Source organism: Pseudomonas corni (assembly GCF_057128765.1).
The window spans coordinates 107,930-130,606 of sequence record NZ_JBSKHW010000019.1 but is presented as its reverse complement, the minus strand read 5'-3'; the positions used below and the strand labels follow the sequence as shown (position 1 = coordinate 130,606).

Sequence of the window (22,677 nt, the reverse complement as noted above, 5' to 3'; positions counted from 1 at the left end):
TTCCTAAAGCTGTTTTTCGTGAAGGACTTTGGCGTAATCGTTGTAGGCAATTACCTCACTCTGAATTAAGCGCTGTTTTCCAATTCTCTTTCAGGCTTGAAATTAAGCGGCTTTCGGGGTGAAAACCGAGGAAATCGCCTTTGTAGTGTGTTGCCAACCTTGTGCCGGTTTTTCGCTATCAGGCGCGGCTGCTCTGCCTTTGCCGCAATTGGTCCAATTTCTATCCTGCTCACAGCGCTTATACTGACGTTCCGAATGTGTCGCATAGAAAGTGCGCGCATGGGGCTGTAACGGTAGTTGCAAGCAATCTGTACAGAACTTGTTAACGGAATATCTCGTGCTCATTCACGGCTATCAATCAGCGCGTTTGATCATGTTGAGCCGAATCGATTGCGTGGATCGTCAGGCGCAATGTATTAGGTCCGTAAAAAGGCTGGCAGGTAAATTACGGCTTTGCTTTTGGCGGCTTAGCGTCTTGGTTGTTGGCAAATCGATGTCACTATGTCATCGCAATAGACGATTGTTTCAACAGGGAGTTAACACATGGAAAACGCACCTTGCATTAGCCACATAGCCGCGCTGTTGGCTGACCCCAAGCGCAGCGCAATGATGTGGGCGATGATGGACGGGACTTCTCGATCGGCGGATGAATTGGCGCTGCTGGTCGGACTTTCAACATCCTCGGCGGGTGCGCATCTGGCGCGGCTGGCCTCGGGCGGTCTGCTCAAGCAGGAAGCACGAGGTCGAAAGCGCTTTTTCAGATTGGCAGCGCCCCAGGTGGGCGCTGCGGTAGAAGCGCTGGCCAGTGCGTCGATCGTGAGTGCCCAGGCGATAAGCCGCAGCGTTCCTGCGCCGCTGCCCGTCATGCCGCTGCGTCGCGCACGTATATGCGCTGACCACCTGGGTGGTGATCTGGGGACAGATTTGTATCAGCGGATGCTGGGGGCGGGGTGGATCGAGCATTCCGAGCAGCGGCTGGAGGTGACCAGTGTGGGCATATCCAAACTTGCCGAGCGGGGGATTTTTGTGACGGCGTTGGCGCACACCCAGCGCGAAACCGCCTGTGCCTGCGCCGACTGCGTAGAGCAGAATCCGCATCTGGGAGGCGCGTTGGGTGCAGGTCTGCTGCAACTGTTCATGCAACTGGGCTGGTTGCGTCCGACGGAGGAGTCCAGCACGTTGCAGGTGTCTTCGGACGGTCAGCGCGAGATCAACAAAATCGCCTCAGCGGCCTGAAACAACTGCTGTACTGAAGCAGAAATGAAAGGGGCAGCCCCAAAGCTGCCCCTTTTCATTTGTTACCCAATCAACTGCCCGGAAAGTCGCTTCCCAGGTTTGCGGTGATCAAGGCTTGATCAGTCTTGCGTCCAGGCTGTTCTGCGCCAGGCGTTTGGCCTGATCCTGGGTCATACCAAGATGGGTGTACAGCGCGTGGAAGTTTTCCGTCACGTAGCCGCCGAAGTACGCCGGGTCATCGGAATTCACAGTGACCTTCACGCCGCGTTCGAGCATGTCCAGAATGTTGTGCTGGGCCATGTCGTCGAACACGCAAAGCTTGGTGTTGGACAGTGGACACACCGTCAGCGGGATCTGTTCGTCGATGATCCGTTGCATCAGGCGTTCATCTTCGATAGCGCGAACGCCGTGGTCGATGCGCTGGATTTTCAGCAGGTCCAGTGCTTCCCAGATGTACTCGGGCGGCCCTTCTTCGCCTGCGTGAGCAACAGTCAAAAAGCCTTCGCCGCGTGCACGATCAAAGACCCGCTTGAACTTGCTCGGTGGGTGGCCCATTTCCGAGCTGTCCAGGCCGACGGCAACAAATGCGTCGCGAAACGGCAGGGCTTGGTCGAGGGTTTTTTCAGCTTCGTCTTCGCTCAAGTGGCGCAGGAAGCTCAAGATCAGGCCGCTGCTGATCCCCAATTTCTGCTGGCCGTCTTTCAAGGCGCCGGCTATACCGTTGAGCACGACTTCAAATGGGATGCCGCGATCTGTGTGGGTCTGCGGGTCGAAGAACGGTTCGGTGTGAACCACGTTCTGGGCCTTGCAGCGTTCCAGATACGCCCAGGTCAGGTCGTAGAAATCCTGTTCGGTGCGCAGCACGTCCGCGCCTTGGTAATAAAGGTCCAGAAACTCCTGAAGATTATTGAACGCGTAGGCGCCGCGCAGCGCTTCGACGTCGTTCCAGGGCAGGGCGATCTTGTTGCGTTCGGCGAGTGCGAACAGCAGTTCAGGCTCCAGTGAGCCCTCCAGATGCAAGTGCAGTTCTGCCTTGGGCAGGGCGTTCAACCAATCGTACATGTGCTTTTCTCATCAGGTGCAATGGTCGGCATTCTACAGATTCATGCCCGTTGGCTGGGCAAAACCTGACCAGGCGGTTCATTCGCTGCACAATCCTGTAAGAGCCAACTTGTTGGCGAGCCAATAGAAACCAAGGCTCGCTTACAACTTCGCTCCTACAGAGAGGATTCCAAATCACGCCTGTAGGCATAGGTGTCGGCGAAACGGGACAACAGAAACTCGGCGCAGGTGGTCGTCGGGTAAAGCGGTGGATGTTGCGGGTCGGTGCAGCCCGGCAGGCATTCGATACGGGTGTCGGGATGGGGTTCTGCGAAAAACGGCATCGAGTAGCGGTCAACGCCCAGTGGGCTGATGACACGATGCGGTGTCGATACATACCGGTCGTTGCTCCAGCGGGCCATCATGTCTCCCAGATTGACCACGAACGTCTCGGCAATTGGTGGTGCGTCGACCCACTGCCCGCGCACGTCGCGCACTTGCAAACCACCTGCTACGTCCTGGTACAGCAGGGTGATGCAGCCGTAATCAGTGTGCGCGCCAGCACCTTGCTGTTGTTCGCTGGTGGCGGTGTGGCGAGGAGGGTAGTGAATCATGCGCAGCACGCTCACGGGGTGCTCGAAGCGCTGATCGAAAAAATCCAGGTCAATGCCCAGTGCTGGCGTCATGGCGCGCAACAGCGTCAGCGCCAGGGCTTGCATGTCCTTGTAATGCTGCTCCATGAGCGCTTCCCAGCCCGGCATGTCCGGGTGACGATTAGGGCCGCGCAGTGGTTTTCCGGCCAGCACCTCCGGGTGGTCAGCGGGTAAATGCAGGCCCATGTCGAAGGTTTCTTTGAGATCGCTTGGCAGGCTGGGGTCCAGTTGCTCTGTGGCGATGGCGCCGTAGCCACGATGGTGCTGGCTTTGGGTGATATCGATCTTCAGTTTGTCGGCATTGGGCAGCGCGAAAAACTCCTGGGCCGCGGTGATTACCTGCTCGATACGATGGGTGCTGACGGGGTGGCCGCAGACGTAGAAAAAGCCCCACTCGCGACAAGCACTGTCGATTTGCCGGGCAACGTCATGCCAGGCTTGGTCGTCGCTAGCGTAGAGCGGGGAGATGTCGATGATGGGAAGCGGGTTCATGGGTGCTCCGTGTTGATCTGTGCAGGAGCGCGCTTGCCTGCGAATACGCTATTGCAGCCACATTTATGTTGGCTGAAACAAAGCTATCGCGGGCAAGCGCGCTCCTACAGTGGTTCGATGCCGCGTGGTTACTTCGGCAAATCCGCTTTGATCCCTTCCACGTAATAATTCATCGAAGCCAGTTCGGCGTTGGTTGCGACAGTGCCAGCCGGAATCTTAACGGCGCCGGTCTGATCCTTGATCGGTCCGGTGAATGGGTGAAACGCGCCGCTTTCGATGTCAGCGATGATCTTCTCTGCCTCGGTTTTAACCTGCGCAGGCACCACGTCACTGATCGGCAACTGCACCGTGCCTTCCTTCAAACCGCCCCAGTAATCCTGCGATTTCCAAGTCCCATCGAGCACCCCCTGAGTCGCTTGAGTGTAGTGCGGGCCCCAGTTGTTGACGATTGAGGTCAGCACGGCCTTGGGCCCGAAGTGCGCCATGTCCGAGGCATAACCAACGGCATAAACTCCACGACGCTCGGCGGCCTGGATCGGCGCAGGGCTGTCGGTGTGCTGGAATATCACGTCCGCGCCCTGGTCGATCAACGCGTTGGCGGCGTCAGCCTCTTTGCCCGGATCGAACCAGGAGTTGACCCACACCACTTTGATTTCGGTGCCTGGGTTGTATTTATCCAGTGCTAGCTGAATGGCGTTGATGTCGCGCAGCACTTCCGGGATCGGGAACGAAGCGACGTAACCAATCTTTTTGGTCTTGGTCATCTTCGCTGCCAGGAACCCGCCCACGTAACGGCCTTCGTAGGTGCGGGCCAGGTAGGTGCCCATGTTCTTGTCCTGCTTGTAACCGGTCGCATGCTCAAACGTCACTTTCGGAAATTGCTTGGCGACTTTCAGCGTTGGGTTCATGTAACCGAAGGAGGTGGTAAAGATCAGGTCGTAACCGCCTTTGGCCATGTTGCGAATGACCCGCTCCGCGTCGGCACCTTCGGGCACGTTCTCCACGAAACTGGTCGTCACCTTATCGCCGAGGGCATCGGCCATCGCCTTGCGACCTTGTTCATGCTGATAGGTCCAGCCGTGATCACCGATGGGGCCGATGTAGACAAAACCGACTTTCAGCGGTTCCGCGGCAACGGCCATCAGCGTCGAACTCAGGCCAACGACAGCAGCCATGGCGCACATAAGTTTTTTCAGGGGGCGACGCGAGTGAAGGGTGGAAAGCATGCAGGTCGAGCTCCTTGGGTCTTGTTGGCCAGGCCGTCTGGGCGGGCTGGGCAATCAATGCAAAAAGCTGACCATGTAGACAAGTAAAGCATCAGCCGGGGATTGCCGCCTTCTGCGCGCTCACCTCCAGCGACAAATGCGGCTCGCGCCGGTGCATGGGTGCGACATATCGACGCGAACTGGTGCAGACAGGCACTCAATGCCCTTTGCCTTGAAACCTTTGGACACAAACCGCACTCTCAAGCGCTCGGACCTCGATCAACTCATGGACGCCGCGGCTTTTGTGGCAAAGGTAAAGCAACAATGGGCGCGATTCTCAAGCAAGAAAAATTTCTCCTGTTAGCCCTCATCGCGACGTTTTTCGCGTATGGCTTCGAACATCAATTGCTCAGCCACGGCCATGCCGTCGCGCTGATCTCTGGCATCGTGCTGGTCGGTTTTATCGTCTGTGCTTCGATGCGCGTGGCACACCACGCCGAGGTGCTGGCGGAAAAGGTCGGCGACCCCTACGGCACCATGATCCTCACGCTTTCGGCGGTGCTGGTTGAAGTGGTGATCCTGGCGATCATGATGAACAACGAGCCCTCGCCAACGCTGGTGCGGGACACTATTTACTCCGCCGTGATTTTCTAGACACACACCTCTTTGGTGTCAAAGCCCACAAGGCTTTGACTGTTCTTGATCTGGTCTTGCCTTGCTTTTGATTCCAAAGCCCACAAGGCTTTGGTGCTCCTGCTCCTGCTCCTGCTCCTGCTCCTGCTCCTTCCCGTGATCATAAGATTTAGACGTGCATTTGATTGGGAGTGCTTTGGGGCCAATCTCATTGACACACTGCAGTCTGAGCCTGCCGGACGCCTGACGGCTGGCTAAGAGAGGCTCAACCTCGAACCGGGATAGTTATGGAAGTGAATGCGACACTTGGTAGCACCGTTAATTGAAGCGATGACGGCGAGCTACCGAACTACGAACACGGTGCAGGGTCAGACCCGGTTACTAGCTACCGGCCTATGTCGACTGGCGATTTCAGTAAGGAAAGAACATGGCCGGCAGTAGTCTCTTCGCTCTTCTAGACGACATTGCAACTCTTCTGGATGATATTTCGCTTATGAGCAAGGTGGCTGCCAAGAAGACGGCCAGCGTATTGAGTGATGACTTGGCAGTGAATGCTGAGCAGGTCACAGGAATGAAGGCGGATCGAGAATTGCCCGTTGTGTGGGCGGTCTTCAAAGGCTCACTGAAAAACAAAGCGATCCTCGTTCCTCTCGCCCTGATCCTCAACGCGGTTTTGCCGGCAGCTGTTCAGTGGTTGCTGATGGCCGGCGGAGCCTACCTTTGTTATGAAGGGTTTGAGGCGATTAAAGATAAACTTTTTTCTAATGACTCTGAGAAGAGGACTGGTGCCAGACAGGTCAAGGTAAAATCTCCTGAAGAGATCGCTGCTTTCGAAAAGCGAAAAGTTAGCGGCGCGGTTCGCACTGACTTCATTCTGAGCGCCGAAATCATAGTCATTACACTTAATATTGTTGCTGAAGCGCCGATGGTTCAACAGATTCTCACGTTGATCACTATCGCTTTCGTGATGACAGTAGGCGTGTATGGCATCGTGGCAGGTATTGTCAGGATGGATGACGTTGGGCTCGCATTAAGCAAGCGTCCAGCGGGCGGTGCGTTCACTAATATGGTGAAATGGTTTGGAGGGTTTCTGGTCACTTTGGCGCCCAAACTAATGTGGGGCCTTTCCTGGATTGGAACAGTTGCGATGTTCTTGGTTGGCGGTTCATTCGTAGTAGAAGGAGTCCCGTACTTGGAACATTTAAAGGAGCTAATTGTTGGAAATTTTGGAGCGTGGAAGAAGGTTGCAGAGATGCTTCTAGAGGGGCTGGTCGGAGCGTGTTTGGGGGGGCTTGTGGTCGGTATTGTGAGTACGGGGCAGGGCATGATTTCGGCTAAAAAAGCTAAGGTCGAAGATTAATTATTGCGACTAGGTAGGCCGTTATGCTGCAAAGCCTAAGTAGGACGATTATTGTTGGTTTTTGGAAATGCCCTGCAGCGCGCCGGATCAGTGCGTTAAGCCTAAGAGTTTGGGTTAATGAGGAGTAGAAGGCATTGGCAGATGCTAATGTCCAGCCCCATGCAAGCTTAATGGGGCTGCCAGATCAATTTTCTCCTGTGGCGACGAGACGCCCGAGTCTAGCTTCGACCAATTTCCGCAGTATGTGGCCCCCTACTTTTCTGCATACGACAACCAATATCCTGCGCTGGTTACAGTACTAAGTCAGTGGGGGACTAAATATGGTTACTGGCGAGGCCGGCGCAGCGTGGCCAACGATATGGATTACTAAATAGCTGTGTACCCGGGTCGTTCCTGGCTTTTGACGCCTGCCGCATAATGACTGCATCCATCTCAAGGTGATTCAAATTAAAGTCGTCGGCGGGTTAGTTTGGTCGTGTCTCTAGGAAAATTGTTCAATGGTAAGAATTCGGGGCCTGTCTAATATGGTGCTGGCGTCTGAGCGGATTCTGAGACTGCAAGCAACTCCGCTATGACAAGGATTAGCTTAAATCGTACCATCGAAGGATGGCTAAGGCCAGGTTTTGAACGATGGCCTAAATCCATTTAAAAACTTAAATCTAGTTTCCAGTAGTAGGGCAGGGTTGGAGTGGGCGGAGGGAGAGTGCCTATGGTCTCCGGCTTCACCATGAGGCTACCAATAGCTAGTCACTGGAGCGTAAGCATGGCACTGGAAACAAGCATGGACGCCAAAATAGCGTTGCCCTTTACCTGCGACAACCTATAGCCTGATGTTATGGAGCAGGCGCTTGTAGTGGCGCCGTTCGGACGGATATGTCCCTCAAAAGATTCGTACCCCAAACCTGTTTGGAACCGCAAGGAATCGCAAATGAACGAGTCGTCAGATCCTACTGTGCTGTCTCTGATAGAAACCGTTGCTAGTGGAATACCAGAGCCGGTCAGAAGATCGTTTTTTAAAGCTATATCGGATCTTCTGGGCGGCTTAATGGCTGTTCCGATTGCGAAGTTGGAACAATACGCTCAGGCAATTGATGACACTACCCAAGCGAGATCCATGGTGAGTGCCGTCTTGGCGAAGGCTGCCGTGGACGAGGCGAGCAACAACGTAGATCTGATGAAGGTTGCTGCTGAAATTTACCTACCAACTACGATTCGAAAGGCAAAAAATCGCCTGAGCGTCGCGCACAGAGCAGCCGAGCATTTGGAAGCTGACGCTACAAGTGATGATGCGTCGGCAACGTCTCAACCCCCTGATGACGACTGGATGAACAGCTTTATGCGGTTCGCTGAGGATGCATCGTCAGAGCGTTTGCAAGATCTATTCGGTCGAATACTTGCTGGTCAAGTCCTGCATCCAAGCTCGTTCGGTTTAGCCACGCTCCGAGCTTTGAGCGAGCTAGATCAAGAGACCGCGAATGACTTCAGCTACGCATGGGCCAAAAGCGTCGGAAGCGCTGTTGATTACAGTGCACAGTGGCAACTCGGCGACGATTTTTCGAGATGGCAACGACTCAGTGAGTTTGGGTTGATGGCGCCTGCGATGGCCGTGCAGTACCTTCCTCCATTCAAGCCGGATGGCTCAGCGCTATGGTCACCTTTCTGCGTGGATGGGACTATACCGCTGGTATATCTTCGTGCAGGATCGAAGTCACAATGGGATTATATTGATTTCACTCGCGTCGGTAGAGAGCTTGGACGGTTGCTTCCAGAGCCTGATTACCAAGAAAATATACGGCAGGCTGCACTTCGTCTGCCTCGGTCTGGAGTTACACGAGTGGAACTACGCTGTGATGGAAAACCTGTCGAGGTACTCTGGCAGTCTCCATCGTAAAAATCTCTACTGATACCGTGCTTGAATGATTTATGAACCCATTCGGTCTCCAAGGAATGCGGCGCTTGATTGCGATTGGGATGTCGTAAGGGTTAACTGATCTACTCGGTCAGCGCTGCAACGAAAGTAGCCTGCAGGTGGTGAAGAGCAAAGCCGCCGTGTCTTTGAGTTACTAAAAATCACTGGGCGTTGTTAAGCAAAACCAGCATTGCCCTATTGCTCGGTATCAGCAAAATATGCTCAATCAAACGACTATCCGTCAGTTACAGCCTCCCAGAAGCTGCCTGAGCTCCTCGACGGCTACCGGGGGACTAGATCTATGAACCATGGAATGGCAATTGGGACATAGCGGTTTCATGTCCTTGATGGGATCAACCACTCCAGCGACGCCCATGGTGTGTAGGGGTATCTCATGATGGATATGGATGAAGTTAGAACCTAATTCCCCGTACACATCTTTGAAGGTCATCCCACACGCTTGGCATGACGGCCCGTAGTGTTCCAGACATGCCTTGCGGTTTGCACTGCTTCTCTCATAAACGCTGACCGTCACTTCGTGCCAGCTGCCCTCAGTCTCGTGCTCCACTAGCGGGGCATTTTCATCGACGCTCGGATGTATGCCTGACTCAACATGGCCTGTCGGTGCGATGGCTGACGTTGAGTAGGTTGCATCGACCCAACATAGAAACTCTTTAGCTAGCTCTTGCATTGCCACCGTGATGCGACTGGCGGCAGTATTTTCCGAGCCGGTAGGTGGAAGTGCAAAAATTTCGGGAAGTCTTACATCGTATTGCACACCAACCACTTCAACTTTTAATCTCGCTAGCTCGGATTTCCATGACCCTCTGGGGACTGGCGCAATAGGTGCACTAACGGTTTGGCTGAGCAAGGCGGGTAGCTTTGTTGCTGAAAACTTATTTTGAAGGTCGGTTCGATCGCGATAGAACCACACCCGGCACATCACTCGGGGAGGCAGGACGGTCGGATTGAGTTCAAAGGCTATAAGTCGAATGCCGGAGTAAGGCTCTCTGTACTCAGTCCACAGGCTCTTCTCATTTTGTCTGAAAGTCCTTACTGCGCTGCTGATGAACGCTACCCCGGTTGGTACAGTGGTGCTTCTGAACCCTTCTTTCCAGCTTTCCAGCATTGCGTCAGATTTCAGCCAGTGTTCATGCTCCATTGGCACGTATTCCTTTTCATCAAGACTATCGATAGGTTTTTGAAACCACGGCAACTGCAGTGATGTTGGAATGCACTCGGCGGCGTTTAACGCAGTTTTTGGGATGACAATCTTGCAGGTTATGCTGAATCGCGAGCTCGAGCAGGACGGCAGTTTGAAACCAAATCGCCTTAGTGCGCAACCTGGGTTTGGTACAGGGAAGGTACTTCATCCTTAACAGAATCCCCCATTCACAACGCCGCCTGTCTCCCACCCTACAGATCCAGTAAAACACCTACTCGAAATACTGCAGCCAAATGCGACCCTCTGAGCACAGGATGAGGCGCAACAGGCTCACCTGAGCAGATAGACTAGGCTGAGATCCTTTTTGTAAAGCTGCGCCCGAATCCCAACGCCAAATGGACTCTTAATGGACTATTCAAAAATCAGCGGCAAAGACATTGGCCAGCGATTGGCGTTTGAGGAGCTAACCTGCCAACTTGCAAGACGCGAGCGCCCCAATAGTGCCAAGGAGTTCAGGCGGATTGAGGGCTCGGGAGGTGACGGGGGAATTGAGAGCTACTGGTTGCTTGAGGACGGTGCTGAGGTTGGTTATCAAGCCAAATATTACCTCAGGGCCGGCAGTATCGACTGGAGCAAGATTGATGATTCAGTAAAACAGGCTTTGAAAACCCATCCTCGCCTAAAGCGTTATGTGATAGCCATTCCCTGTGACCTTACAGATCGCAGCGGGGCAAAAGGCAAAGGCAACACGGGATGGGAGCACTGGGACTCGCACAAGATCGCCTGGGAGAAGCTTCGTGCAGAGAGCGGGCCTGGTACTGTCGAGTTCGTGGCTTGGACAGCTTCTGAGTTAACCGACAAGCTGCTACAGGCAACCGCTGAAGGACTACGGAAATTCTGGTTTGGTGAACTGGAGTTATCATCGGAGTGGTTCCGAAAGAATGTAGAGCTCGCCATAGAGTCTCTAGATGAGCGATATCATCCGGAAGACCATGTTGAGGTTCAGATCGAGATTCTCTTCAAAGCACTCCTTCGGGACGAAGAAATCTTAGCCGAGCTTGAGGAAAGCTTTTCAGAGTTAGTCAAGTCCTCCAGACTTAAGAGTTTTATCAAAGATGGCGTCGACGCCAGACTCATAGCTGGTGTTCAGCGTATCGAGCTGGAAACCACTAGAGCTGCGGCATTCAGCAGCGAATTCCGCTCCGACTTTTGGAAGCCTTGGCCGGTTGCTGAGTGCGTAGAGGCCTTGTCGATGGCATCGTCGAGCATCCATGAACTGAAGTCGTGGGCTTGGAAAAATATGCCCAAATCTGAGTTCAGAAGGGACTATTCTTCCCCTGATCTGAACTATCTTAGTCATCAGTTAGACAAGCTTTCTGATGCTATCTATGGCTTAAGTTCAAAGCTTGGCGGTAAGTTCTATTCCGCTGAGCGAAACCGTTTCGCTCTTCTTTCAGGAAAGGCGGGAACTGGTAAATCTCATATGCTTGGGAGCATCGCTCAAAAAGCGATATCGGACGAGCGCCCAGTGTTGTTATTTTTGGGGCAGCAATTAGGATCTCAAGGATTTTGGGGCCAGGCTACAGAAACTGTCGGACTTGGGTGTGTTGAGCCCGAAACGTTTTTGCAGGCCTTGAGTGCCGCCGCTGAGGCAGCAGGAAAGCGCGGACTTATTCTTATCGATGCGATAAACGAAGGTGCTGGTGCAGACCTCTGGAGAAATAAGCTTCCTAAGCTGATCGCTAGGGTAAACGCTTACGAGAACCTTGCCCTTGTGGTCAGCTGTCGTACTGAATACATACCATATGTGGTGCCACCCAAGGTGCTTGATGCGGTGGAGTCCTTCACCATCCGTGGTTTTGAAACTGATGAAGAGCAGTCAAGGGCGGCGAAGATCTTCCTAGGTAGACGCGGCATATCCCAACCAAGCACGCCATGGCTTTCAGCTGAGTTTGTGAACCCGTTATTTCTTCGAAGTGCCTGTATCGCCCTAGCCCGAGATGGGTATAAGCAATTTCCTCAAGGACTGCATGGCACCAAGACAGTGTTCGCTTTTTACATCCATAGCGTCGCGCGTAATTTAGGCGTGGGCCGAGATGGCAGTGATGAGCTCGTAGTGCCGACAACAACCGCGATCTCAGCCATTGCCGCGCTCATGGCAAAAGATAGGCGCGACTACATAAGCTTGGCTGAGGCTGTGCAGATTGCAGCGGAGAAGTTCGCAAATTATCCAGCACCATCTTCCAGAACCTGGTTTGAGGTGCTTCAGAAAAACGGCATGTTTCGACGCGATCCAGCACCACGCCTTGGCAAGGTCGATCCCTTCTTACCTGTAGAAGACATCGTAAGATTTAGTTTTCAGCGACTACAAGATCACCTCATGGCCGGCGTATTGCTGGCTGATGTGACAGATCCTGGCCGCGCACTAGGCGACGGTGATTTGAGCTTCATCCTTAAAAATGGGGCGCTTAAATGGGAGTGGGCAGGATTAGCCGAAGCGCTTTCTATCCAGATACCAGAAGACTTTGGAGTGGAGCTAATCGATGTGATGCCCGGCGACGTAAATGCTTGGGTCAATGACTACTCAATCAGAAATGCCTTTTTGGAGAGCTTGCGATGGCGCAATGCGGCGGGATTTTCAGATCGAACGCTGCAGATTTATAACGCGCTTCTAACCTCTGACGACAGCCACTTTCATATCCTAATTGAGCTAAGCGCCAGCATCGATCATCCATGGAATGCTGAGTTTCTGCATAAGGTATTGATCAATAAAAAACTGCCACAGCGTGATGCGTTTTGGACAGCCAGGGTCAATGAGCTTTACCTACATGAGGGCAGCACTGCACGTCGGCTTTTGGATTGGTGTGCTTTCAGTCAAAACGACAAAACGGATTCTCATGTGCAGTTGCTCTGCGGTTTGACAGTTGCTTGGCTGACGGCATCTTCGCACAGGGAAATTAGAGACAAAGCAACCAAAGCTCTCTCTTCACTCCTCCTATCAAACGTCCAGTTATACAGCGAGCTGTGCGCGAGATTCTCCGGTATCGACGACCTGTATGTGCTGGAAAGATTGCATGCTGCCGGGTACGGAGCAGCCTGTATCGACAGATCCTCCCAACGACTGGAGCTGTACTCTACGACAGCTTACGACCATGTTTTCTGCCAAGAACGTGTACCTCTGTCGATAATGCTGAGGGACTACGCTTTTGGGATAATCGAACTGGCTGAGTCTCGGGCGTGCTTACCAGTCACGATTGATGTTGAGGTGTGCCGGCCTCCCTATAAATCTAAAGCGGTAAGACTCTCCACGTCTAAATCGAGTCTTATCGGGAGGGCGAAGAAGGCAGGTGGGGACGAGATAATGCAGTCCTGCACTGGCGGGATCAGTGACTTCGCCGATGTAATCAAATCGCGCGTCGGGGTTTTTTCGAGTGTGCCGTTATCGTCTCCAATGCCCTACACGCAAAAAGAAAAATATGATCGTTTTGAGACCGAGGTCATTTCCCCTTATTCAGACAGAAGCAAAATCTTAGAGGAAATGGAGAGTCTCAGATTCAACGCTTTCCATGCATTATTGCATCCGGAAAAGGTTAGGGATGTCACTGATAATTCTGAGCAGTTGAGACAGCTCGAGAGTGCGCTTTTCAGGCTCCTAAACCCAGAGGAAAAATTGAGATTCAGGGGAGAGTTCCAGGCACGATTTGCTACTTCCGGTGGAAGTGCTTACCGTCTCCCAGACATCGATATTGGTGCCGCTCAACGCTGGGTAGCAAAGCGCGCTTATGATCACGGATGGACTCATGACCTTTTCCGAGGTGACCAATCTCGCCGATACGGCTATTCGCGTGACAGGCCATTGTGCGAGCGCATTGGTGCGAAATATGAATGGCTGGCATTGGACGAACTGTTGTGTCGTCTGGCCGATAGCAAATGGATGAAGGAAATAGGTCTTGATGGATCGCGCCAATACCGCACGACGTTGGACGTGGGTTTTCATAGAGACATTGATCCCACCATTCTCACGGATCTTCCTGCTGGAGAACGATGCTCTGTGGATGCGGCTCCGGTTGTGCTTAAGCAGGTGTCGGAGGACGATCTGCGGAAGTGGCCATTTGAGCTCAACCCAAGCACAGGCATTGCGAATCTTGTTCACCGCACAGACCAAGCTGGAGACGAGTGGGTAGTTTTATACGAGCATCGTTCAGATACGGATCGCTATGAAGATCAGGAAGGCCGTGAGCATGGGTTGCGCCAACAGGAATGGCGTTATCTGTTGCCGGTCATAGTCCGGAAAAAAGACCGCAAACGACTGGTTGATTACTTGGCTGCTCAGCAATCTATCAACGTTATGGACTGGTCGGGCCCAAGCTGTACCGATGCTGGTTATCTGCTTGAAGCCCCATGGCGGTCTACGTGGGAGCAGCAAATGTGGACGCCAGAGCAGTTCCATAAACTGGGAGAAGTAGAGATCGCGTTCCCTTGTTTTAGCTATTGCTGGGAGTTACACCTTGACGCCTCACTCCCTAACGGCGCCACTGCAATAATACCCGCCCCATGGTTGGGGAAGGCTTTGGCACTGACACCTTTGGCCTCCAACTTGCTAATCCAAGTTGATCCTAATGGCGTTCGTCAGTTCGTCAGTGGCAGGAGCACTGATGACGGATCGCATGCTTACGTCCGCCGAGACATTTTTGATGACTTTCTGAATAAAAATGAGCTGGAGTGCTTGTGGATTTTTGCTGCAGAAAGAACTGTGTGGCCAGATGGAAGCAATTCCAACGCAGCATGGCGAAGGTCTGAGGGAGTTGTCTGGCATGAGAAAGGTAGAGCGAAAATGAAGGCGTGGACGGACGACCGGCGGAACCGGGAGGCCACGCCGCTTGCAAGCTCCCCTGCTGTGAAAATGATCCTTCCGGCCAACGATTAGCTCAAAGACTCTATTGAGACCGTCCTATACTGCGTCGCTTCGGCTGACTGATATGCAGCCAGTACTGCGCTTTCCACCATATGCTAGGTCTTAGCCTATCTCAGCCATCGAGAGTCGCAAATCTACTGTGCGCGATTTTCCCTGACTGGTTGATGCGGGAGTAGTCAAAGGCCACCTTTAGCAGGGCATATTCGGCGCACACGAAATGGCCTGATGGACGTGACATGCGCCATGTCACTGGCGACTCCAAGTCGAGGTGTCGTAGAGCTTTGTTCTACTTGACGCTTGGCGGAGAGATGACGGCAGTGAGTTGGCGGGACATGCTCGCGAGTAATCGCTGGTATTTCTTGCGAAGCTGCTCACTCCCTGAAAATCCGTTGTTCAAGCGCTGTGTTACACCTAAGAATCCTACTTCCACGCCATGCCGCTACGATAGTGGCTAAATAATTCCAAGACGCCAGTTCGCGACTATGCTCAAAGATTACTCTTGAGATGAGCGCACCATGTCGACGATTGAGATAGCACCAGTAGTAGCTGATGATTTTGAGACATGGTTAAACGGGCGCCCGAAGTGGCAGCAGACAGCAGCTCGCATGCTGATCGACTCGAAGCGGCAGTTGAATCCAGAAGAGATCAAAACGCTCGCGAGACTTTGCAAGCTCGAAGCCAAAGATGAAGCTGATCCCGGATTTTTGACCGTAACCCCCGGCACGTTATCGCAGGTTGCCAACAGACCTTTGCTTCGGATTGAAGAGATCCTAGATGTGCATGGGTTGAACGCAATCAAGGCAGGCGCCCACCTTCCATTTGGCAAAAGCAACCTCTCGGTGATCTACGGACAGAATGGAACCGGCAAGAGCGGATTTGCACGGCTGCTGAAAGAGATCTGCGGATCACGATCCAAGGACGATATACGCAGCAATGTCTTCGATTCGACGCCTACGCCATGTCGTGCTCATTTCAAGGTTTCAATTGACGGTAAGCTGGCTGATGTTCACTGGGACATTCCCAGCGGGCCACACAAAGCTCTAAGACATGCACAGGTGTTCGACAGCAAGGCTGCTCAGCAGTATATGGGCAGAACTGAAGCATGCTATGAGCCGAGTCGGATGAAGTTTGTATCGGCGCTGATCGTCACGGCGGACGCGATAAACGCAGAGCTTGCCAGAGAGAAAGCGTTACTCAGCAAAGCACTCCCTACCATTCCGGAAACTCTGAATCACACTGCCGAAGCAAAATGGCTTCAGAGCCTGAAGAGCACGACCACAACCGCAAGTATAGATAAGGAAAGTCTGTACACGGATATGCTTAATCGGGAGCGTATAGAGAAAGAGGCCTTACTCGCAGAGAAGGATATTGCGGGTCGGCTACTAAGCATCAACAAAGAAAAAACCGCACTTAAAAATATTGAAACAGCAATGTCGACTCTTCAACAGGGATTGAACGATGCGACAGCAGGTACGCTAGAGACCCTAAAAAACGCCGCTGTTAAGGCCAGGAATTCGAGCGAAGAAGCTGCGGCAGCGATTTTCGGTAAAGCCGAGCTCGACGGTGTTGGCTCTGCGACCTGGCAGGATATGTGGGAATACGCACGCGCATACTCTAACGGCACGGCCTACACACAATCTCAGTTCCCCAATATTGCAACTGATTCACGCTGCGTGCTTTGCCATCAAAGCCTTGATGAGGACGCCAAAGCCCGTCTAGCTGGGTTTGAGAAGTTCGTCACTGACGGCCTTGAGACAGCCGCCAAGAAGGCTGAAAAAAGTTTTACTGATCAGAAAACCCTGTTGCCAACTCTTCCTGGGGAAACAAGCTGGATCGTTCAAATGTCCACCTTAGGCCTCGAGGAAACGGATGCGATCTCCTGGCTTGGCATGCTCAAAGCGAGACGTGATCAAATCGTGTTGGGAAGCCCTGTCGGCATCTTGCAACCGTTCGACTGGAAGAGCATCAACGAAGCGGTAACAACTAAGTCAGCAGATCTGATTGCCGAAGAAGCGAGCCTTTCGGCCCTATTGAAGGATGAACATCGTCAAGCAATGCGTGACCAAGTTCAGCGCCTTCAAGCAAAGCAGTGGCTCTCGCAAAACAAAACATCAATCAGCGCTGAAAGGGCTAGGCTGATCGCAGTTGCCGCGATAGACAAAGCTTCACGCTCAGCGGCTACCAACGCTCTGACCACCAAGAAAAATGACTTGGCCAAGACCGAGTTGGATGCTGGCTACCAAGCTCGATTCATTGAAGAACTTAGGCTGCTCGGTGGCCACCGCATTCCAATAGCTCCACAAAGCAAATCGGGTGGCAAAGGCAAGATCACCTTTGGCTTGAATCTAGTAGGTGCGCACGGTACTCATGGCTTGGAATACATCTTGAGCGAAGGTGAAACCAGAATCGCCGCACTCGCTGCGTTTCTTGCGGATACTACAGGATCAAATCAACTAGCCCCGTTCATTTTCGATGACCCAATATCTTCACTCGACCAAGACTTTGAGGAGAAGGTTGTCGAACGCCTTGTGTCCTTGTCTCAGACGAGGCAGGTCATCATATTTACTCACCGACTATCGTTAGTTGCATTGGTAGACGCGGTTACGGAAAAATGGAACAAGATGCCAGGGATGCCATCTGTCAAACCGGCACTGACTTCCCTCAGGAGACTGGACAAGGTGGCTGGTATCGTTGCGACCGCTAGCGCTCGAGACCTGAAGCCGGAAAGTGCTGTTCGCGGATTGATCGACAATACGATTACGCGGCTGAAAAAACACCAAGAGAAGGCTGAAGTCGACGATTACGAGACGCTCGGTAAAAGTGCATGCAGTGACTTCAGGGTGATTGTCGAAAAAACGATTGAGCACATTCTGTTGGCGGATGTTGTAGGCCGGTTCAGACGTGCGATCAACACCCAGGGCAAGCTCCATAAGGTCGCCAAGGTGACGAATGAAGACTGCGTGTTCATTGATGAGCTGATGACTCGCTACTCAGTATTTGAACATGCACAGTCAGATGAGAAGTCCAGCAGCACTCTTGAACTCGATGTCTTCGAGGCCGACGCCGTAGCCTTGCAAAAATGGATAGCCGAGTTTGGATCAAGAACCAGCTAATATATTGAGCAAGGGTCAGGATCCAGTCGAGCACTCGGTTCTGACCCGGCCCAACACCGGAATCGAACCGACATGACACCTATCTACGGCGTTATCACTCCTCTTCCTGATTACTCAGGAAATCAAAGGTTGTCAGCGTGTCGCAATTTAGGCAGTGGTACATACTCGATGCGTCTTGAAAGTGCATGCCGCAAAAGCTTCCGCAAAAAGGGCAGCACTCGTTCCACTCCAAATCACCCCAGTTCCAAACGCCGAGGTACTCAGGCACACCATCCCGATCATGGCCAGTGACCTCAAAGGAGTCCTCGGTCGTACCGACGAATCCATCGATGCCAAAGTGTTCGAGGATCGGCAAAATGTACGAAGGATCTAGGTCGAACCATTCACCAGTGCCACGCAGATGAGAGAATTGCTGATGGATCTCCTTTTCCAGCCGTACGTCATCATCCGTACGAATCCATCCCAGCAGCACTAGCTTCCTTGGATTCCCGGTTTGAAGGCCTTTCCTGCGGCGCTCGATGTCCTTGGCGCGACCTATTTTTACCTGCTCATTACTGTCTTCAATGAAAAAATAGATCATCTTCGCTCCAGTCGTACACCGGCTATTCCTTACCCTTTCAATAACGGCCAAGAGATTGCCCGAATTGATGGTGTAGTCGTGAATTGTTTTATCTCTTGAGTCTTCCCGACAGCCTGCAAACAAGCCGCAGACAATTTTAGGTCGCTGATTTCGACCTATAGTTTGTACTGGCCGAATAATTCATCCAGCGGTACGAACGCAGAGCCAGTTTCTGCGGCAGCTCTAACCTTCCGGTCGATCACCTCCGCGATAGGAATTCGGTGTCCCAATGCCTTGTAGATGTCTTCGCCGGAAATGCAAATCACCTTTCGTCCACGACCAAACGCATGGAGGCCTTCTTGCGTGAATCCGCCATAACTGATGAAAACCCCACGTGCCCATGCAGCCTTTTGATCCAGCTTGCCTTGGAAAGTGTGTAGCTCTGCTGCTCCAATTGGATCTCTGACCCACTTGGCCTCGATTAGATAGGTTTCGTGTCCGAGCTGGAAGCTGCCGTCTATTTGCTCGCCAACCAAACTGAATGGTGAACGCGCCTGGAGCTTGGACGAGTCGAAAAGCTCTTTGAGGAATCCTTCAAACTCGTAACCACGCTTCTGCGGTGGCAGATCACGGAGCTCGTATAGCCGCTGCTTTAGCGCATCCAGAATTTGGCCATGATCAATAGCGTCTGCAGCAGCGAAAGGATTTTGTACAACTGCGGAGCCCTGCTCTGGCAACCTAATTGACTGGAGCAGGGAGAGAAAGCGCCCTTCGGCGTTCACAACGTCTTCAGCAGCTTTCGTATTTTCCTGCACGGATTGCCGGTACTTCCAAAGAGCTTGGAGCACTCGGATTACCGTAGGAGGATCGGCATGCTGGAGGAGACATCTGACACGCCTGGCCTTTGAGGTGCCATCCTTAGAAAACATCTCGTGGGAGATGTCAATCTCCAGCTCCTCTAGGAAGAACTCGTCCATCGTGCGGTTAGAGAAGTCGAGAACGTATCCGTCGCCCATGTTGAAGATCGAATCAAGGAACCGCATCTCTGTCGATTTAAAATTCTCCACGCCTGTCCTCGATCCCTGATCTGCCCAGCATCCGATGCCAGAACCAGATATGTTCAAAAGTCGGTTCTTAATATGCCCCAAAACGGGCTAAAACGCATGCTTGCACCCCGACCTGCGCGTGCCATAGTTTGAGTCGTATTTATAGACGTCATCCAGACCGCCATGCTAGGTTTTAGCCTTGATCTTCCTGGATCAAACGGTCGGCTCGTGAAGGCTCCATGCCACAGGTTGCAACACCCTCTTTATTGCACGCATTTCGACGAAAGTCAGCGGGCAGCCGACACCCTGACGACCGGAGAATTGCTATGCGCTTCCCAGTCTATCCGAACGATCTGATTCGTAATCGTGGCTTCAAAACCTTAGCCAAGCAGCTGCAAAAGCAATGATGTGGCCCATCCCCAATCTCGCTGGCAGATGCTCAAGACGCGCTCGCGCAAGGACTGGGTTATCAAAACTTCCACGATCTCAATAAGGCCTCAAAGACCTGCCCACCAGATCAACCTGTGCCGCTAGAAACCGCCGTCAGGCAATCAATTAGCTCCGCCATCAAAGGTATTCTTTCGCAGGGATCAGAGCTGCCTGGAGGCCAACTCGAGCTGGATCGCCTTGTAGACGATCTGTCCCTGAAAAAGCTCGTCGCCTTTAAACATTACAAGTTTTTCCCGACGCTGCCCATAACCCGTTACTAGGTTTGGTTCGTGGGGTTCGCCCAGGTTTGACTAACGACCATATTCAGACGTTAGAGAAGATGCTTGCCGAATCTGGAAGCTTGAGAGATCGGGCGCTTCTCGCATGCATGCTGGGTGCGCTGCGGTCGTGGGAGATCCTAGCGGCGAGAATGCGGCACGGTACTGCGGTGTATGGCGTGAAGACCCGTGAGACCAGAAATGTAATTGATGCAATTCCCGCTAGGCACAGGGCGATCTTTAAACAGTACGTCATGGCCTCAAGGTTGTCAGAAGGCGAGTACCTTTTCCGTGCGGCTAATGCTCCTGGACGTCCACTATCGTCAATGGCGCTGATGAGGATTTGTTTCTCGTGGGCTCGCAAGGCGAATATCGATGTGAGTCTGCTCACGCCCCATGGCATCCGTAGAACTACGGAGAATTATGCGAATTGGATGCGGCAAATAAGTGCAAGGATGGGCCACCACCCAGTGAACACGACCTTGGCATATGTGGCTGGACTACCGACAACCAGTGGCAATGTTTCCAAGGCCTCTCCTCCGAAATGATACAGAGCATAATTCGCGAGGCCATGGTGAAGGCTGCGCCATAGTTTGACAGCGATTCAAGCTAACCCTGCTTGGGCCCGCCCCTGTCGGGTACGGCTGTTGTAAACCAAACCCTGGCTTCGCCAGGTTTTGGCCCTCCGGGCGTCCATCCTCGAGCCTTTGGCCCGTCGTGGGCCGGCGCGCTCCGCTTGCGATCATGGCCTATATCCGAACAAACCCGCAGGCACCTCCAGCAAAAGCAGCTTGGTGATCACATTTCCGATGCTATTGCGCAGTGAATTTGTCTGACCTATGATCAGCGCCAGGCGGTGATGGTCGCCTGGCGCCTGTTTCGCGAAGCAATAGCCCATCGTAGATACCCCCCCGTTTTACATCGGCATGTCCCTACCCAGGCGCTGCCCGGTGAACAGGCAATCGGACACCTAAGCGTCGGAGATTAGGAACCATTGCCATGTCTGATTTTTCCCCGCTAAACATCTTCAAATCTCAAGCTAAACAACTTGCTCGTGATCAGGGCCTGAAGCTTTCTGTGGCTCAAAAAACACTTGTGCAAAAAGCAGGCTTCGCTGATTACCACGAGTTTTCTACGGTCGCCCAGCGGAACCCCGAGGATCCACGCTTGATGATGGCTGTCTTTGGGATCAGAGATTTTAGCGACGCGATCAACGAGGACGATGTCTACGCATATCTGAATCAGGAGCTGGAAAACCAGCTCTCCGGTGCGATTGCGGAGACAAACGCAAGCGGGTTCACGGTAGACGCTTTGACGGTTGACACCACTGATTACGCCGATTCAACCGGAATGCTCATCTTAGGAGTTTCGCTTACCTACAAGGGCCAGCAAGATCAAGAGCGGGTGTTCCTGACTGCCACGGTCGAATTGCTTCGCCGCGAAGGTAAGTGGTTGCTTGCAGAGGCTGGCGTGTCCAGAAGCCCGATTTCTTTTTCACCATTCCGCTTAGAAGATCACAGCATGGCAAGACCAAAAACGATCATGCGCTACCTGACATTAAGTAAGTTCAAATATCTCTTAGAAGATAAAGGCATCTACGTAAGTGCTGCGTGCGATCAATCGGACTTGCAAGAGGGTGATTATGATCACATGTTTCTTACCAAGCACCTTCAAAGCCAACCTGGCCAAGATCAAGAGCTGATGTCGAGAGTCGATGAAATGATGCTTGGAAGCAAAGAGGTAGGACGCAAAAGCACCTATTTGAGTTGCTGGTACAACTCTGACGAAGAGTCCTCCGAAATGTGGAAGGGTTATGGCGAAGGCGGTGTTGCGATCTTTAGCACAGACTATGCTCTAGAGTTCGGCTTGCCACGTCCACTTGATCAAGCCGCCGAATTCTATACGCTCACTTATGACGACCAGCTCAAGCCGCAAGCTAGCCAACAACCGTTCCGTGTAAAAAATGAGAGCTATAAGCAAGAGAATGAGTACCGACTGGAATTCAATCTCTTGAAGTATTCAGTTTTGACGGGATTTGAAGCTCGTAACGAAGTACGTGTTGGCGGAGTGTTGTCTCACGAGAGCGCCGAGATCACCTCGTGTATGTCCCCAGAATCAATGGCTCGTAGCCACCATGTGATTCGTCGCAAGGGTAAAGGCTATGTTCTTACTTATCCACTTGCAAAAATCATTCATGAAGTGCGCATGCACCCTAGTGCCACAGATGTAGAATTAGAGGAGGTTCGAGCCTCCCTAAAAGCCTGTGGTATCAACTGCACTGTCAGGCACTCTGCGCTGCGTAAGATTGCCCACTAGGAAAACTGAGCTGTGTAGGCTACCCCCGGTTGCCAGCGGCACGTGCAACGGATATTGGGCGCGAATGGCTTCAGCGGGCGCGTTGCAGGTCTGCTTCACTGGCTGATCGCAGCCCGCAAGTAGCACCAATGCAGTGGCGACCACTATCGTGCGCTTATCACGTTCCTGCTGGCTCAAGGGCGATTCTTTGTCACGTCGTTGACTTACACGCCTCCTAAGGGCGCATTCATTGCAAACCGTTTTGTTACCACCCCGGAATGCACGCTGGAATCAATAGGCAAGCTCGAATTTTGACACTGGGGCGCTAGGTAGAAGGCGCCGCAGCGA

12 protein-coding genes and 1 pseudogene are annotated in these 22,677 nt (G+C 52.7%); 7 read left to right on the top strand and 6 right to left on the bottom strand.

What is annotated here, in order from left to right:
* Positions 1 to 543 precede the first annotated feature (543 nt).
* Complete coding sequence (locus tag ACWKV9_RS24520; RefSeq protein WP_483838692.1) at positions 544 to 1,236, top strand: ArsR/SmtB family transcription factor; 693 nt, start codon at positions 544 to 546, stop codon at positions 1,234 to 1,236.
* Positions 1,237 to 1,344: 108 nt separating this feature from the next.
* Here the strand turns inward: ACWKV9_RS24520 and ACWKV9_RS24515 are convergent, their stop codons facing one another.
* The 3 genes from ACWKV9_RS24515 to ACWKV9_RS24505 form a co-directional block, all read right to left on the bottom strand.
* Positions 1,345 to 2,298, bottom strand: a complete 954-nt coding sequence (locus ACWKV9_RS24515) for an adenosine deaminase (protein ID WP_483838691.1) — start codon at positions 2,296 to 2,298, stop codon at positions 1,345 to 1,347.
* Positions 2,299 to 2,453: 155 nt separating this feature from the next.
* Complete coding sequence (locus ACWKV9_RS24510; protein WP_483838690.1) at positions 2,454 to 3,422, bottom strand: 2-oxoglutarate and iron-dependent oxygenase domain-containing protein; 969 nt, start codon at positions 3,420 to 3,422, stop codon at positions 2,454 to 2,456.
* 128 nt (positions 3,423 to 3,550) lie between these two features.
* Positions 3,551 to 4,648: a BMP family ABC transporter substrate-binding protein gene (locus ACWKV9_RS24505; RefSeq protein WP_483838689.1), complete on the bottom strand. Its 1,098-nt coding sequence runs from the start codon at positions 4,646 to 4,648 to the stop codon at positions 3,551 to 3,553.
* Positions 4,649 to 4,951: 303 nt separating this feature from the next.
* Between ACWKV9_RS24505 and ACWKV9_RS24500 the strand changes: the two are divergent.
* From ACWKV9_RS24500 to ACWKV9_RS24490, 3 genes and pseudogenes are all read left to right on the top strand, one after another.
* A pseudogene (locus ACWKV9_RS24500) lies at positions 4,952 to 5,275 on the top strand (calcium:proton antiporter); the annotation flags it as partial.
* Positions 5,276 to 5,687: 412 nt separating this feature from the next.
* Complete coding sequence (locus ACWKV9_RS24495; RefSeq protein ID WP_483838688.1) at positions 5,688 to 6,620, top strand: DUF808 domain-containing protein; 933 nt, start codon at positions 5,688 to 5,690, stop codon at positions 6,618 to 6,620.
* Between the two features lie 928 nt (positions 6,621 to 7,548).
* Positions 7,549 to 8,511, top strand: coding sequence for a DUF2806 domain-containing protein (locus ACWKV9_RS24490; RefSeq protein ID WP_483838687.1), 963 nt, complete (start codon positions 7,549 to 7,551; stop codon positions 8,509 to 8,511).
* Between the two features lie 259 nt (positions 8,512 to 8,770).
* Here ACWKV9_RS24490 and ACWKV9_RS24485 read toward each other — a convergent pair whose 3' ends face one another.
* A complete protein-coding gene (locus ACWKV9_RS24485; protein WP_483838686.1) occupies positions 8,771 to 9,691 on the bottom strand; it encodes an HNH endonuclease in 921 nt (306 codons plus the stop codon).
* Positions 9,692 to 10,100: 409 nt separating this feature from the next.
* Between ACWKV9_RS24485 and ACWKV9_RS24480 the strand changes: the two genes are divergently transcribed.
* Both ACWKV9_RS24480 and ACWKV9_RS24475 read left to right on the top strand, forming a co-directional pair.
* Positions 10,101 to 14,621: an NACHT domain-containing protein gene (locus tag ACWKV9_RS24480; protein ID WP_483838685.1), complete on the top strand. Its 4,521-nt coding sequence runs from the start codon at positions 10,101 to 10,103 to the stop codon at positions 14,619 to 14,621.
* Between the two features lie 503 nt (positions 14,622 to 15,124).
* Positions 15,125 to 17,722 carry an AAA family ATPase gene (locus ACWKV9_RS24475; protein ID WP_483838684.1) on the top strand — a complete coding sequence of 866 codons (2,598 nt, stop codon included), beginning with the start codon at positions 15,125 to 15,127 and terminating at the stop codon, positions 17,720 to 17,722.
* 94 nt (positions 17,723 to 17,816) lie between these two features.
* Here the strand turns inward: ACWKV9_RS24475 and ACWKV9_RS24470 are convergent, their stop codons facing one another.
* A complete protein-coding gene (locus tag ACWKV9_RS24470) occupies positions 17,817 to 18,302 on the bottom strand; it encodes a GIY-YIG nuclease family protein (protein ID WP_483838683.1) in 486 nt (161 codons plus the stop codon).
* A gap of 155 nt (positions 18,303 to 18,457) precedes the next feature.
* Complete coding sequence (locus ACWKV9_RS24465) at positions 18,458 to 19,348, bottom strand: restriction endonuclease (RefSeq protein WP_483838682.1); 891 nt, start codon at positions 19,346 to 19,348, stop codon at positions 18,458 to 18,460.
* A gap of 1,685 nt (positions 19,349 to 21,033) precedes the next feature.
* On the opposite strand from ACWKV9_RS24465, the gene ACWKV9_RS24460 reads away from it, so the two are divergent.
* Entirely contained in the window at positions 21,034 to 22,350 is a 1,317-nt protein-coding gene (locus ACWKV9_RS24460; RefSeq protein ID WP_483838681.1) for a hypothetical protein, read from the top strand.
* Positions 22,351 to 22,677: the final 327 nt, after the last annotated feature.